Genomic DNA, 12,466 nt, shown 5'->3' with positions numbered 1-12,466 from the left:
GTCACGTACGTTTTTTTCACGTTGCTGAAAAGCGCTTTTCCTCCCCGAACCGGCATGCCCGGCTTTTCGCCATCCCGCACGCCCCTTGCCTCTTCACAATCTTGCCTATAGTCTTATCTAACTTTTTTCCGAGCACAACGCCAACAGGACGACACTGCCATGGACCACATGTCCTCCAATCTGGAAGACTATCTCGAAGTCATCTTTTCCCTGGAATCCGCGCATTCCGAGGCACGCGCCAAGGATATCGCCGACGCCATGGGCGTACAGCGCGCCTCCGTGACCAACGCCCTGCAGAAACTCTCCCAGCGCGGCCTCATCAACTACCAGCCCTACAGTTCGGTGACGCTCACTCCCGAGGGCTTCCGTACGGCCACGCGCATCGTGCACCGCCACAAGGTGCTTTTCGACTTCCTGCACACGTTCCTGCAGATCCGCCCCGAAGTGGCCGAGGACACGGCCTGCAAGCTGGAGCACCATATCGACGACGAGAGCCTGGAGACCCTGACCAGGTTCGCCCGCTTCATCATGACCTGCCCGCGCACGGGCAAGGACTGGCTCGATAACTTCACAAGAACCTGCAACGAACGGGGCACCTGCACCAACTGCGCGGAATGCATCCGCTCCTGCCTGGAACGTCAGGACGACAAATGCTCCAAGTCGTCCTGACGAACGGCTTGCGCGGCGGGCCCCGAATGATCGGGAAAAAAACGCGGCATCCGGCCGCTCTGCGGCGGCCTCTTGGCTTGACAAATTAGACGTCCTAAATATTCTTCCCCCCGGCGTGAATCCGGCCGACCATGCAGCTTCAAGGAGAACTCGTGTCAACCATCGTCAACTTGCGACAAATGCGCGTGGACCAGCGCGGCATCATCAAGACCGTCGCCGCCCAGGGCGAACTTGGCCGCCGCATTCGGGACATGGGGCTTGTCCCCGGGACCGAAGTCACCGTCATCGGTCGAGCGCCCCTGAAGGACCCCGTCGCCCTGCGCCTCAAGGGTTTCACGCTGACCCTGCGCAACAGCGAGGCGGACTTCATCACCGTCGAACTCCCGGAAGAAGCCCTTGACTGAAGCCATCGCCACCATAGCCCTGGCCGGCAACCCCAACGCCGGCAAGACCACGCTCTTCAACGCCCTGACGGGGTCGAGGCAGCACGTCGGCAACTATCCCGGCATCACCGTCGAGAAGAAGGAAGGTTTCGTGGACATGCCCTCGGGCGCGGTCCGCGTCATCGACCTGCCCGGCACCTACTCCATGACGGCCTATTCCCAGGAAGAGCTCGTGGCCCGGGACTTCCTCGTCAAGGAGCGCCCCCAGGGCATCATCAACGTCATCGACGCCACCAGCCTGGAGCGAAACCTGTACCTGACCGTGCAGTTCCTGGAGCTGGGCATCCCGGTGACCCTGGCCCTGAACATGGTCGACGCCCTGGAGTCCAAGGGCATCCGCATCGATTCGGACCGCCTGGCCGACCTCATGCGCCTGCCCGTGGTCCGCACCGTGGCCCGCAGCGGCCTGGGCGTGCGCGAGGCTCTGCAGGCCGCCCTGTCGCATCCCCGGCAATCATGGGAACCCCTGTTCATTTCCTACGGCCCCGACCTGGACCCCGTCCTCGCGGAGATGACCGCGCTGATCGCGGCGGCGGGATTCATGGCCGACACGTACCCCCCGCGCTGGCTGGCCCTCAAGTTCCTGGAAAACGACCTGGTCGTTCGCCAACTCTTCGAGACCGACTACGAGCTGCACCGGCGCCTGCGCGACATGGCCGCAGAGGTGTCCCGCCACTGCGAGAAAACCCTCAAGACCCAGCCCGAATTTCTCATCGCCGACTACCGCTACGGCTACATATCCTCCATCCTGCGTCAGGGCGTGCTGACCGTCATGCCCGACCTGCAGGGCCGGGCCGACCTGTCGGACAAGATCGACGCCGTGCTGACCCATCAGGTGGCCGGCCCGGCCATCATGTTCGCCATCCTCTACGGCCTGTTCAGCCTGACCTTCACCCTCGGAGAGGCGCCCATGGGCTGGGTCGAGGCCGTCTTCACCCGGCTGGCCGAACTGGCCGGCAAGATGCCGCCCGGCCTGACGCGCTCCCTGATCATCGACGGTGTCATCGCCGGCGTGGGCGGGGTGCTGGGCTTCGTGCCCCTGATCCTCATCATGTTCATGGGCATCACCTTCCTGGAGGATTCGGGATACATGGCGCGCATGGCCTACATGCTCGACCGCGTCTTCCGCATCTTCGGGCTGCACGGCAGCTCCGTGGTCCCGTTCATCATCTCCGGCGGCATCCCCGGCGGCTGCGCCGTGCCGGGCGTCATGGCGGCGCGCACCCTCAGAAGCCCCAAGGAGAAGCTGGCCACGCTCCTGACGGCGCCCTTCATGGCCTGCGGGGCCAAGGTCCCGGTCTTCATCCTGCTGGCGGCCGCGTTTTTCCCCGAGCACGGGGCGCAGGTCATGTTCCTCATCACCCTGGCCGGCTGGGCAGCGGCCCTTGTGGCGGCCAAATTGATGCGCTCCACCATCATCCGCGGCCCGTCGACCCCCTTCGTCATGGAACTTCCACCCTACCGCATGCCCACGCTCATGGGCCTTGTGCTGCACACCTGGGAGCGCGGCTGGCAGTACATCAGGAAGGCCGGCACCGTCATCCTGGCCATCGCCGTGCTGATCTGGGCCATGATGACCTTCCCCGGGCTGCCCCAGGAGAAGGCCGCGCCCTACGAAGCCGAAATGGCCGGCATCCGGGAGCAGTTGCAGGCTGCACCCGACGAGGTTGCCCGCGGCGAACTCGAGGCCTCCCTCGCGGCCCTGGAGCTGCACCTCAAGGAGGAGGCCCTGACCTATTCCCTGGCAGGCCGCCTGGGCCAGGCCATCGAGCCCGTCACGTCCTGGGCCGGCTTCGACTGGCGCACCAACATCGCCCTGCTGGGCGGCATCGCGGCCAAGGAGGTCATCGTCTCCACCCTGGCCACGGCCCACGCCCTGAGCGACGCGGAGGACCAGAACTTCGCCGCCCGCATTGCCTCCGCGCCGGGCTGGAACACCAGCGTGGCCGTGAGCCTCATGATCTTCGTACTCCTCTACTCGCCGTGCTTCGTCACCGTGGTGGCCATCGCCCGCGAGGCGTCCTGGGGCTGGGCGGCCTTCAGCGTCGTCTTCAACACGGCCTTCGCCTTTGCCCTGGCCACGGCAACCTATCAACTCGGCATGCGCATGGGGTGGTGATGTTCTTCTGCAAAACCAAGGACACGGCCGACGGGGTGCGGACCCTGAACGACCTCAAGGACGGCGAGAAGGCCGTGGTGCGCTGCCTTTCCCGTTCCCAGGGCTGCCACCTGAGCAAGCTCACGGCCATGGGCATCACCCCGGGCACCGAGATCGAGATGCTCTCCAACTCCGGCGGTCCGCTCCTCGTCCTGGTCCGCTCCAGCCGGCTCTGCCTCTGCCGCAGCCTGGGGCAGGCCGTCGTCGTGGAATGAAGGTCTCCGTCGTCATCCCGGTCTTCAGGGAAGGGGAAATCGCCACGCTGCTGGCAGACCTCCTGGCCAGACCGGACGCCGGCGCCCTCGAAATCGTCGTGGTCGACGGCGCTCCCGGACAGGACACCCTGGGCCGCATCCCGGCCCATCTGGCCGGGGACCCTCGCCTGTCCCTCCTGGCCTCCCCTCCCGGCCGGGCCGTGCAGCAGAACGCCGGGGCCGGGGCCGCACGCGGCGACATTCTTCTCTTCCTCCACGCCGACACACGCCTCCCGGACAACGCCTTCTCCCTCGTCCGCCAGTGCCTGGCCGACCCGGCGCCGGCCGGCGGGGCCTTCAGCCTGGGCTACGCCGAAGCCTCCCCGGGCCTGGCGTTCATCGCGGCCGCAGCCAACGCGCGGTCGAACTTCACGCGCGTGCCCTACGGCGACCAGGCCATCTTCCTGCGCCGGTCGGTTTTTCGGCAGGTCGGCGGTTTCCCGGCCCTGCCAGTCATGGAGGATCTGGAGCTCATGACCAGACTGCGCCGACAGGGGCACGCCATCCGCATCCTGGTCTTCCCCGTGCGCACCTCGGGACGGCGGCAATTGCGCGAAGGCCTCGTGCGCTGCACCCTGCGCAACCTTTTCCTGCGCCTGCTGTACCATCTCGGCGTCCCGGCCGGACTCCTGGCCGGCCTGTACCGCAGGCACGGGAGCTAGGGTGCGCGTGCTGCTCTTCACCAAATACCCCCGCCCCGGGGCGGCCAAGACGAGGCTGGGCGCGGTCGTCGGCATGGACCGGGCCGCGGCCCTGCAGACCGCCTTCATCCGCGACGAACTGCGCATGCTCCAAAGCCTGGGGGCGCGTGTGACCGTCTGCTGCGAACCGTCGATGCCGACAGAGGCATACCGGGCCCTTTTCGGGCCGCACCACGACTACGCCGCCCAGCGAGGGGCGGACCTGGGCGAACGGATGCTTGGCGCCCTGCACGACGCCCTGGACACGGGCGAACCTGGCGCCGTGCTCATCGGCAGCGATCTGCCGGACCTCCCGGCGGGCAGCATCGAAAAGGCTTTCGCCGCACTGACGCAGTCCGCCCTCTGCCTGGGCCCGACGCCCGACGGCGGCTTTCACCTCCTGGGGCTGGCCGCCCCGCTGCCGGCCGACGTTTTTGCGGGCGTTTCGTGGGGAAGCCCGCATGTCCTGGTCCGCACCCTGGACAACTGCCGCCGCCTCGGGCTCGCACCAATCCTCCTCGACCCCTGGCCCGACGTGGACACGGTCGAGGACCTGGCCGACTATGCCCGGCGCAACCGCGACGCCGATTCGCAGACCATGGCCTGCATCCGTCGCTTCAACCTGGTGTCCCACGCATGGAAAAGCTGATCTCAAACTTTCTGCTGGAACAGGGCTGGGTGAACGACGTCCCCGCAATCTCCTTCCTGGCCGCCGGCGAGTACAACCAGAACTTCCTCGTGCGCTGCGGCGGACGGGACATGGTCTTCCGCATCAACCGCGGCAGCCAGTTGGGCCTGGCCGACCAGATCGGCTACGAGTTCCGGGTCCTTACGTGCGTGGCCCCCTCGGGCGTGACGCCGCGCCCCCTGCGCGTCCACCCGGCCCGCGAGCCCTTCGGCGGCGGGGTCATGCTCATGGAGTTCCTGCCCGGCTCGGCGCTCGATTACGGCCGCGACCTGCACAAGGCTGCCCGGATCTTCGCTCGCATCCACGGCCTGCCGCCCTGTCCCGGACTGCTCGCCCAGGAGGACCCGGTGGCGGCCATCGCGGCCGAGAGCCTCGGGCTCATCAACCGCTACCCGGACCACGCGCTGACCGCTGAGCGCGCCCGCCTGCTCGATTACCACGAGCGCATCGTCCGCCTGGGCGAGGACAGCCGCCCGCTCTTCGCCGGGGACCGGCCCTGCGTGGTCAACACCGAGGTCAACTCCGGCAATTTCCTCGTCGGGCCGGAGGGGGCCTTTCTCGTGGACTGGGAAAAAGCCGTCGTCTCCAGCCGCCACCAGGACCTCGGCCACTTCCTGGCCCCGACGACCACTCTGTGGCGAACGGAAACCGTCATCGCCCCCGACCGGCGCCGGGCATTCCTGGCGGCCTACCACGCCGACCTGGATGACGCGCCGCCCCTGGAGGCCCTGGACCGCCTCTGCGCCGTCATGGAGCGGGTCATCGTCCTGCGCGGCCTGTCCTGGTGCTTCATGGCCCACCACGAGTACGCGCACGCCATGAAGCCCCTGACCGACCCGCTGACCAGGGAGAAGATCGGCCGCTACATGCGCGAACTGGATTTCTTCATCGCCTCCCGCGCCTGAGCCCCGCCGGGCGGCGTATGACAGAGGCACTTGCCAGCGGCCCGGCTTTGCCGCAATGTCTGACGCGCCACTGCCGCCGTGAGGGTGAAATTCCATGTCCAAAGACGCCTACAAGACAGTCTATTCCACCGAAAATACCGTGTGCCGCAAATGCGGCCGACCGACCTGCGTCTGCGCCGCCAAGTCGGCCAAACCCGCCGCGGCCGCGGGGCCCGTGCGCGTCGGGCGGGAGACGAAGGGTCGCAAGGGCGCCGGAGTCACCGTCGTGACCGGCCTGTCCATGAACGAAGCGCAGCTTCGAGACCTGCTCTCGGCCTGCAAGAAGCGACTTGGCTGCGGCGGCACCCTGCGCGACGGGGTGCTCGAATTCCAGGGCGAGCACCGCGACGCCCTGCTGGCCCATCTCGCCGGCCTGGGCATCGCCGCCAAGAAATCGGGGAACTGATGCAGGGCGACAGCGAACTCTCTCTCAAACGCCGTCTCGCCCACTTCGAACGCGCCCAGCGCCATGCGCGCATCGGGTCCTTCGAGCACGACATGCGTACGGGGCAGACCTTCTGGTCCGACGAGATGTATCACCTGCTTGGCTTCGAACCCGGCGAGGTCTCCCCGTCCCTGGACCATTTCCTGAAGCTCCTGGTCAAGGAGAGCCGGGCGCGCTTCCTGCGCAAGATGCGCATCAGCGCCGTCACCGGGCGCCCCTTCCGCATCGAGATCCGCTACGTTCTGAAGACCGATTCCCCGCGCGTGGCCCATATCCGGGCCGAATTCGAGGCCGATGAAACCGGGGCGATGAGCATCGTCTCCGGCACCTTCCAGGACGTAACCCGCCGGCGCAACACGGAAAACGCCCTGCGCCGGAGCGAAGCCCGCTACCGCTCCATCTTCGACCACGCCCTGGAGGGCATTTCCCAGACCACTCCAAGCGGCGCCTTCCTGAGCGCCAACTCCGCCATGGCCTCGATCCTGGGCTTCAATAGCCCCGAGGAACTCATGGCCTCCATCGGCAACATCGACCGCGAGCTCTACGTCGACCCCGAAGACCGCGAACGCTATCTGGAACTGCTGCACGAGCACGGGAGCATCCGCGGCTTCCAGACACGCATGAAGCGCAAGGACGGAGCGGTCATCTGGGTCTCCCTCAACGCGAGCCTCATCCGGGACGCGGCCACGGGCGAGCCCTGCCTGCTCGGGACCATGGAGGACATCAGCCGGCGCAAGCGCTTCGAACTGGCCCTCATGGAGTCGCAAAAGCGCTTCCAGAACCTCCTGCAGCGGATCAACTTCATTGCCGTCACTCTGGACCCGGGTGACCGCATCGTCTTCGCCAACCCCTACCTGCAGCGCCTGACGGGCTGGCACGACGCGGAACTGCTCGGCCGCGACTGGTTCGAAAAGCTGGTGCCAACGGATCAGGGCGAAGCCATGCGCTCGGTCCTCGAAGCCGCCTCCGACACGGCGCCCGCCGATCCCCGCGAGTTCGACGCCGAGATCCTGACCCGCGATGGCAGGCGCCTGCTCATCCGCTGGAACACCGTGACCGAAACGGACATCCAAGGCGTGGTCACGGGCGTGACCTGCATGGGCGTGGACATCACGGCCATCCGCAAGGCCGGCGACACCCTGGCTCGCAGCGCCCTCCTGCACTCCATGCGCCTGCGCATCCACGAGGCGGCCCACTCCACAGCGGATTTTTCGGCCCTCATGCGCAGCGTGCACGCGATCCTGTGCGAGGCCATCGACGCCAAGAACCTCATCACGGCGATCCTCAACACCGACCGGAACTCCCTGGAATTCCCCTACTGGGTCGATGAAACGACCGACATCGCGAGCGCCTCCCCGCGCATCGAGAACGTGGATGACCCCGAAAACCGGCGCCTGACCCTCGAACTCATGCGCGGCAACATCCCCAACATCCTGAGCGGCGATGACATGCGCGCCCTGTCCGACGCCGGAAAGCTCACGGTCGTGGGCGGCGTCCCGCGAAGCTGGATGGGCGTCCCCCTTACGGTGCGCGGAGCGGGCATCGGCGCGCTCATCGTGCAGAACTACGCCACCGCGAAGCAGTACACCCGTCATGACCTGGACATCATGCTCGAGGTTTCGGAGCAGATCGCCCTGGCCATCGAACGCCAGCGGCACGACGAGTTCTCCCAGACGGCCGAGGAGATCATCCGGGACATCCCCTCGGGCCTCTTCATCTACAAGCCCCACGGGCCCGACAATCTCGTCCTGGAGAACGCCAACCCCGTGGCCCTGCGCCTCATCGGCCGCCAACTGTCGGAGGCCCGGGGCATGCTCTTCACGGACATCTGGCCGCGCGGGACCATGCTCGAAACGTATCTGAACTGCCTGCGCACCAAGGTCCGTTTCAACTGCGACGCCCACCGCTACGAGGACGAGCGCATCAAGGGCTACTTCCGCCTCCACGCCTTCGCCCTGCCCGGCGAAAAGCTGGCCGTGGCCTTCGATGACGTGACGGAACGCCAGCGCACCCAGCAGGCCCTCATCCGGGCCAAGGAGGCGGCGGAATCGGCCAACCGGGCCAAGAGCGAATTTCTGGCCAACATCAGCCACGAGGTACGCACGCCGCTGAACGGCATCATGGGCATGCTGCAGCTCTGCCTGCAGTCCGAAGCGCCCCCGGAACTCTCGGAATACCTGCGCACGGCCCTGGAGTCCTCGCGCAACCTGCTGCGCGTGCTGAACGACGTCCTCGATTTCACCAAGGTCGACGCGGGCAAGATGGAGCTGTTGGAACGGGTTTTCGATCTGGACGATCTGCTGGGGCAGGCCGTGAATTTCTTCAAGGCCCTGGCCATGGACAAGAGGATACGCCTGCACCTGGAAAAACCGCAGAGCCTGGGGCGCTTCGTCGGGGACGAGGGACGCCTGCGGCAGATCCTCTTCAACCTGATGGGCAACGCACTCAAGTTCACGGACTCAGGCCAAGTCACCCTCGAAGCCTGGCCCGTAGGCCGGACCAACGATCACGAGCGCCTGCTCTTCGCGGTCCGGGACCAGGGCATCGGCATCCCGCCGGAAAAGCTGGACTACATCTTCGAGTCCTTCACCCAGGTCGACGGCAGCTACTCGCGGCGCTACCAGGGCACCGGGCTGGGGCTGCCCATCGTGCGCAGGCTCGTGCACCTCATGGGCGGCAACATCTCCGTGGAGAGCGTCGAGAACGAAGGCACGACCATCTTCTTCGTCCTGCCCATGCTGCGGTCCGAAGCCATGCCTGCCAGGAAGGTCGAAACCGCCGCCCCGGCCGACGAGGTCCGCCCCCTGCACGTGCTGCTGGTGGAGGACGACGTGGTCAACATGACCATGGCCAGGCGCATGCTCGAAAAGATGGGCCACAGCGTCGTCTGCGCGCGCACGGGCCTGGAGGCCCTCGACTGCCTGCAGACCCCCGGCATCGACATCGTGCTCATGGACATCCAGATGCCGGACATGGACGGCATGGAGGCCACGGGCATCGTCCGCACCGACGCCCGCTTCGCGCCCTACGCCCGGGTCCCGATCATCGCCCTGACGGCCCACGCCATGGCCGGTGACGAAGAGCGATTCCTGTCGTCCGGCATGGACGCCTACCTCTCCAAACCCTTCGACCACACCCGCCTGCAGGCCCTGCTGCACCGTTTTTTCTGATTCCCGACGGACCGCGACGCCCCGCTTGGCGTACGGCATGACTCGGCACGACGAAAGGCATGGATTCCCTCCTGCGCGGGAATGACGGTGAGGCGGCCCGTCAGAACGTACTTCGTCCAAGCCGGCGGAAGAACGCATCCCGCGGCCAGGCCACATGTCATTCCCGCGCAGGCGGGAATCCACTCTTTCCCCCAAAACGCGCACAAAAAAACCTCCGCAGGTCGCCCCGCGGAGGTCATGTCAAACGCGTTTTACGCAGTCCGTCTACTTGAGACCGGCCGTGCCCTGGAAAGTCACGGAGACGACCTCGTAGTCCACGCGGCCCTTGGGGACCTGCACGGAAATCTCGTCGCCCTCCTGCTTGCCGAGCAGGGCGCGGCCCACGGGGGATTCGATGGAGATGGTGCCCTTGGTGTGGTCGGCCTCGTCGGGGCCGAGCAGGGTGTAGGTCTTCTGGTCGCCCGTATCCATGTCCTCGAGGGTCACGGTGGCGCCGAACACGGCCCGGTCGCTCTGCAGGGTGTCGATGTCGATGACGTCGAAGCGGATCATGCGCGACTCGATGTGGCTGATCCGGGCCTCAAGCAGGCCCTGGCGCTCGCGGGCCGCGTCGTACCCCGCGTTCTCGCGCAGATCGCCCTCCTCGCGGGCCTCCTTGATGGCCTGAATGACGGCGGGCCGTTCCTTCTTCAGTTCGTCCAGTTCCTTTTCCAAGCGCTTGTAGCCTTCGACTGAAATGGGAATCCTGTTCATCGTCGTCCTTACTGTGCAGAGATTGTCATATGGCAATAAAAAAAGATGCTTTGCCCGCCAATGGACTGACGGGCAAAGCGGGGTCGTCTTTTCAAAAGCAAAACTGCACCCTACGTAGTGCATCGGGCACTGCGGGTCAAGGGGCGCAACGGTTCAATCGGCCATGACCTCCCCCAGGCGGGCGAAGGTCTCTGTCGCGAAGGGCCGCAGACGCACGTCGTGCACGTCCTGCAGCTTGCGCATCTGGCGGATCATCTGCTCCAGCCTGTCGTCCTCGTTGACCAGGAGCCAGATGCGGCTCTCGCCGCCGCCGTTCAAGGGCAGGCAGAGAATGGCTTCGACGTTGAAGGCGCGCCGGGAGAAGAGCCCGCAGACGTGGGACATGACGCCAGGGTGGTTGCTGACAAGGACATCGAGGACGGTGCGCGGGCTACTCATGGTTCTCACCTCCGAGCATGGTTCTGTTGGCGGCCCCGGGAGGGACCATGGGCCAGACTTTCTCGTCGCGGTCCACAGGCACGTGGATCAGGGCCGGCCCCTTGTGGGACAGGGCCTCGCGCAGCACGGCGTCGGGGTCGGCCGCGCCGGCCAGGTCCCAGGTCTTCCAGCCGAAGCCCTGGGCGATGCGCGGGAAATCGACGTTCACCTCATAGAGGGACGAGAAGTAGTTGGCCTTGAAGAAGAGTTCCTGCTGCTGGTGCACGAGGCCCAGGCAGACGTTGTTCAGCAGGACGACGGTCACGTCCGCGCCCTGCTCGGCGGCCGTGGCCATCTCCTGGATGTTCATGAGCAGGCTCCCGTCGCCGCTCACGCAGACGACCTTGCGTTCGGGGGCGGCCAGGGCCGCGCCGATGGCAGTGGGCAGGCCGAAGCCCATGGTCCCCAGGCCGCCCGAGGTCAGCCAGGACATGCCGGGCTGAAAGGGGTAGCTCTGGGCCGCCCACATCTGGTGTTTGCCCACATCGGTCACGACCACGGCCGTGTCGCCGCACAGCTCGCCCACGCGGCGGATGAGTTCCTGGGGCGTGGCGTGCCCGCCCTTGTCCGGGATGCACGACGGGAAGGCGCGCTTGAGAGCCGCAATGTAGTCGAGCCACTCCTGACGAGGCGCTTGCGAGACCTTGGGCAGGATGGCCCGCAGCACGTCGCCCACGTCGCCGAGGATGGCCACCGAGGCGGGCCGAAGCTTTTCCAGTTCGCTGTGGTCGATGTCGATGTGGATGACCCGGGCCTGGGGGCAGAACTCCGCCACCTTGCCCGTGGCCCGGTCGTCGAAGCGCACGCCCGCGGCCACGATGAGGTCGCAGGCCTCCATGGCCATGTTGGTGTGGCGCTGGGCGTGCATGCCGAGCATCCCCATGCTCAGGGGGTGGTCGTGGGGCACGGCCGTGAGGCCCATAAGGGTCGAGGTCACGGGCATGGACGCGCGCTCGGCCAGTTCAAGAATCTCCCGTCCCGCGCCCGAGGCCACCACCCCGCCGCCGACCCACAGCACGGGCCGCCTGGCCGCGTCGATCATGCTCACGGCCGACTCCAAGTCGGCGTCGAAGAAGGCCGGAGCCGGGTCCTTTTCGCCGGGCTCGGGCCAGGCCTCGAACGTCACGGTTTCCAGCTGCACATCGCGGGGGATGTCGACGAGCACCGGACCGGGGCGGCCCGAGGCCGCGATGGCGAAGGCCTCTGGGATGACGCGCAGGAGGTCGGCGGCCTCGCGCACCAGGAAGTTGTGCTTGGTGACGGGGATGCTCATGCCGTAGGTGTCCACCTCCTGGAAGGCGTCGGTGCCGATCATGGCCCGGGGCACCTGGCCGGTGATGCAGACCACGGGCACGGAGTCGAGCTTGGCGTCGGCGATGGCCGTCAGGATGTTGGTCGCGCCGGGGCCGGAGGTGGCGAAGCACACGGCCGGGCGGCCCGTGACCCGGGCCATGCCTTGGGCCGCGAAGCCGGCGCCCTGTTCGTGGCGGGCCAGGACGTGGCGGATGCGCGTACTGCGCGAGAGAGCGTCGTAGAGAGGGAGATTTGCGCCGCCAGGAATCCCCGCGATGGTGCGGATGCCCTGGCGTTCGAGAAGGCTGATGGTCAGTTGCGCGCCGGTCATGGAAAACATCGTGCACTCCTTGTTCGGCTCGTCCGTTGACCGGCGAGGGGGTGAGCCGAAAAAGGAAAACCCCCGCCGGCGCCTGCGCTGGCGGGGGTGAATCGTCGTCCAAATCCCGTTACAGCGTCAGGGCGTCCCTAACTACGCATACTACGACGACT

The 12,466-nt window shown here is 66.7% G+C and carries 12 protein-coding genes; 9 read left to right on the top strand and 3 right to left on the bottom strand.

The genetic code is table 11. From position 1 onward, the window contains the following. Window positions 1-159: 159 nt before the first annotated feature. The 9 genes from ACYQ3G_RS09685 to ACYQ3G_RS09645 all read left to right on the top strand — a co-directional run bounded on the left by ACYQ3G_RS09685 (window position 160) and on the right by ACYQ3G_RS09645 (window position 9,451). Window positions 160-669 carry a metal-dependent transcriptional regulator gene (locus tag ACYQ3G_RS09685; RefSeq protein ID WP_028577290.1) on the top strand — a complete coding sequence of 170 codons (510 nt, stop codon included), beginning with the start codon at window positions 160-162 and terminating at the stop codon, window positions 667-669. 179 nt (window positions 670-848) lie between these two features. Continuing rightward, on the top strand, window positions 849-1,073 hold the full coding sequence (locus ACYQ3G_RS09680; RefSeq protein ID WP_459828311.1) for a FeoA family protein: 225 nt from the start codon (window positions 849-851) through the stop codon (window positions 1,071-1,073). Further along, on the top strand, window positions 1,066-3,231 hold the full coding sequence (gene feoB / locus ACYQ3G_RS09675) for a ferrous iron transport protein B (RefSeq protein WP_459825358.1): 2,166 nt from the start codon (window positions 1,066-1,068) through the stop codon (window positions 3,229-3,231). Before ACYQ3G_RS09680 ends, feoB begins: the two co-directional genes overlap by 8 nt. Then, complete coding sequence (locus tag ACYQ3G_RS09670; protein ID WP_459825356.1) at window positions 3,231-3,485, top strand: FeoA family protein; 255 nt, start codon at window positions 3,231-3,233, stop codon at window positions 3,483-3,485. Before feoB ends, ACYQ3G_RS09670 begins: the two co-directional genes overlap by 1 nt. After that, window positions 3,482-4,186: a TIGR04283 family arsenosugar biosynthesis glycosyltransferase gene (locus tag ACYQ3G_RS09665; protein WP_459825354.1), complete on the top strand. Its 705-nt coding sequence runs from the start codon at window positions 3,482-3,484 to the stop codon at window positions 4,184-4,186. The genes ACYQ3G_RS09670 and ACYQ3G_RS09665 overlap by 4 nt, the downstream gene beginning before the upstream one ends. A gap of 1 nt (window position 4,187) precedes the next feature. Then, window positions 4,188-4,853: a TIGR04282 family arsenosugar biosynthesis glycosyltransferase gene (locus ACYQ3G_RS09660; protein ID WP_459825352.1), complete on the top strand. Its 666-nt coding sequence runs from the start codon at window positions 4,188-4,190 to the stop codon at window positions 4,851-4,853. Then, window positions 4,841-5,797 (top strand): phosphotransferase family protein, encoded by a 957-nt coding sequence (locus ACYQ3G_RS09655; protein ID WP_459825350.1) that lies wholly within the window; start codon window positions 4,841-4,843, stop codon window positions 5,795-5,797. Before ACYQ3G_RS09660 ends, ACYQ3G_RS09655 begins: the two co-directional genes overlap by 13 nt. A gap of 94 nt (window positions 5,798-5,891) precedes the next feature. Continuing rightward, window positions 5,892-6,242, top strand: coding sequence for an SUI1 family translation initiation factor (locus ACYQ3G_RS09650; RefSeq protein WP_459825348.1), 351 nt, complete (start codon window positions 5,892-5,894; stop codon window positions 6,240-6,242). Next, window positions 6,242-9,451 (top strand): PAS domain S-box protein, encoded by a 3,210-nt coding sequence (locus tag ACYQ3G_RS09645; RefSeq protein WP_459825346.1) that lies wholly within the window; start codon window positions 6,242-6,244, stop codon window positions 9,449-9,451. Before ACYQ3G_RS09650 ends, ACYQ3G_RS09645 begins: the two co-directional genes overlap by 1 nt. A gap of 264 nt (window positions 9,452-9,715) precedes the next feature. On the opposite strand, the gene greA is transcribed toward ACYQ3G_RS09645, so the two are convergent. The 3 genes from greA to ilvB form a co-directional block, all read right to left on the bottom strand. Further along, the gene (greA, locus tag ACYQ3G_RS09640) at window positions 9,716-10,204 is read right to left on the bottom strand and encodes a transcription elongation factor GreA (protein ID WP_459825343.1); all 489 of its coding nucleotides are present in this window, start codon (window positions 10,202-10,204) and stop codon (window positions 9,716-9,718) included. A gap of 153 nt (window positions 10,205-10,357) precedes the next feature. Next, window positions 10,358-10,642 carry an acetolactate synthase small subunit gene (gene ilvN / locus ACYQ3G_RS09635; RefSeq protein ID WP_459825340.1) on the bottom strand — a complete coding sequence of 95 codons (285 nt, stop codon included), beginning with the start codon at window positions 10,640-10,642 and terminating at the stop codon, window positions 10,358-10,360. After that, entirely contained in the window at window positions 10,635-12,314 is a 1,680-nt protein-coding gene (gene ilvB, locus ACYQ3G_RS09630) for an acetolactate synthase large subunit (protein ID WP_459825337.1), read from the bottom strand. Before ilvB ends, ilvN begins: the two co-directional genes overlap by 8 nt. Window positions 12,315-12,466: the final 152 nt, after the last annotated feature.

It is taken from the genome of Desulfomicrobium salsuginis (genome assembly GCF_054657795.1).
Note: the sequence above shows the minus strand (reverse complement) of the source record. Positions and strands in the feature narration are given on the sequence as shown.

What these genes read in the sequence shown, in the direction of transcription:
- ACYQ3G_RS09665 (WP_459825354.1), top strand. Translation starts at nt 3,482, where the DNA reads ATGAAGGTCTCCGTCGTCATCCCGGTCTTCAGGGAAGGGGAAATCGCC.
- ACYQ3G_RS09685 (WP_028577290.1), top strand. Translation starts at nt 160, where the DNA reads ATGGACCACATGTCCTCCAATCTGGAAGACTATCTCGAAGTCATCTTT.
- ilvN (WP_459825340.1), bottom strand. Translation starts at nt 10,642, where the DNA reads ATGAGTAGCCCGCGCACCGTCCTCGATGTCCTTGTCAGCAACCACCCT.
- ilvB (WP_459825337.1), bottom strand. Translation starts at nt 12,314, where the DNA reads ATGTTTTCCATGACCGGCGCGCAACTGACCATCAGCCTTCTCGAACGC.
- ACYQ3G_RS09680 (WP_459828311.1), top strand. Translation starts at nt 849, where the DNA reads ATGCGCGTGGACCAGCGCGGCATCATCAAGACCGTCGCCGCCCAGGGC.
- greA (WP_459825343.1), bottom strand. Translation starts at nt 10,204, where the DNA reads ATGAACAGGATTCCCATTTCAGTCGAAGGCTACAAGCGCTTGGAAAAG.
- ACYQ3G_RS09650 (WP_459825348.1), top strand. Translation starts at nt 5,892, where the DNA reads ATGTCCAAAGACGCCTACAAGACAGTCTATTCCACCGAAAATACCGTG.
- ACYQ3G_RS09670 (WP_459825356.1), top strand. Translation starts at nt 3,231, where the DNA reads ATGTTCTTCTGCAAAACCAAGGACACGGCCGACGGGGTGCGGACCCTG.
- ACYQ3G_RS09655 (WP_459825350.1), top strand. Translation starts at nt 4,841, where the DNA reads ATGGAAAAGCTGATCTCAAACTTTCTGCTGGAACAGGGCTGGGTGAAC.
- ACYQ3G_RS09645 (WP_459825346.1), top strand. Translation starts at nt 6,242, where the DNA reads ATGCAGGGCGACAGCGAACTCTCTCTCAAACGCCGTCTCGCCCACTTC.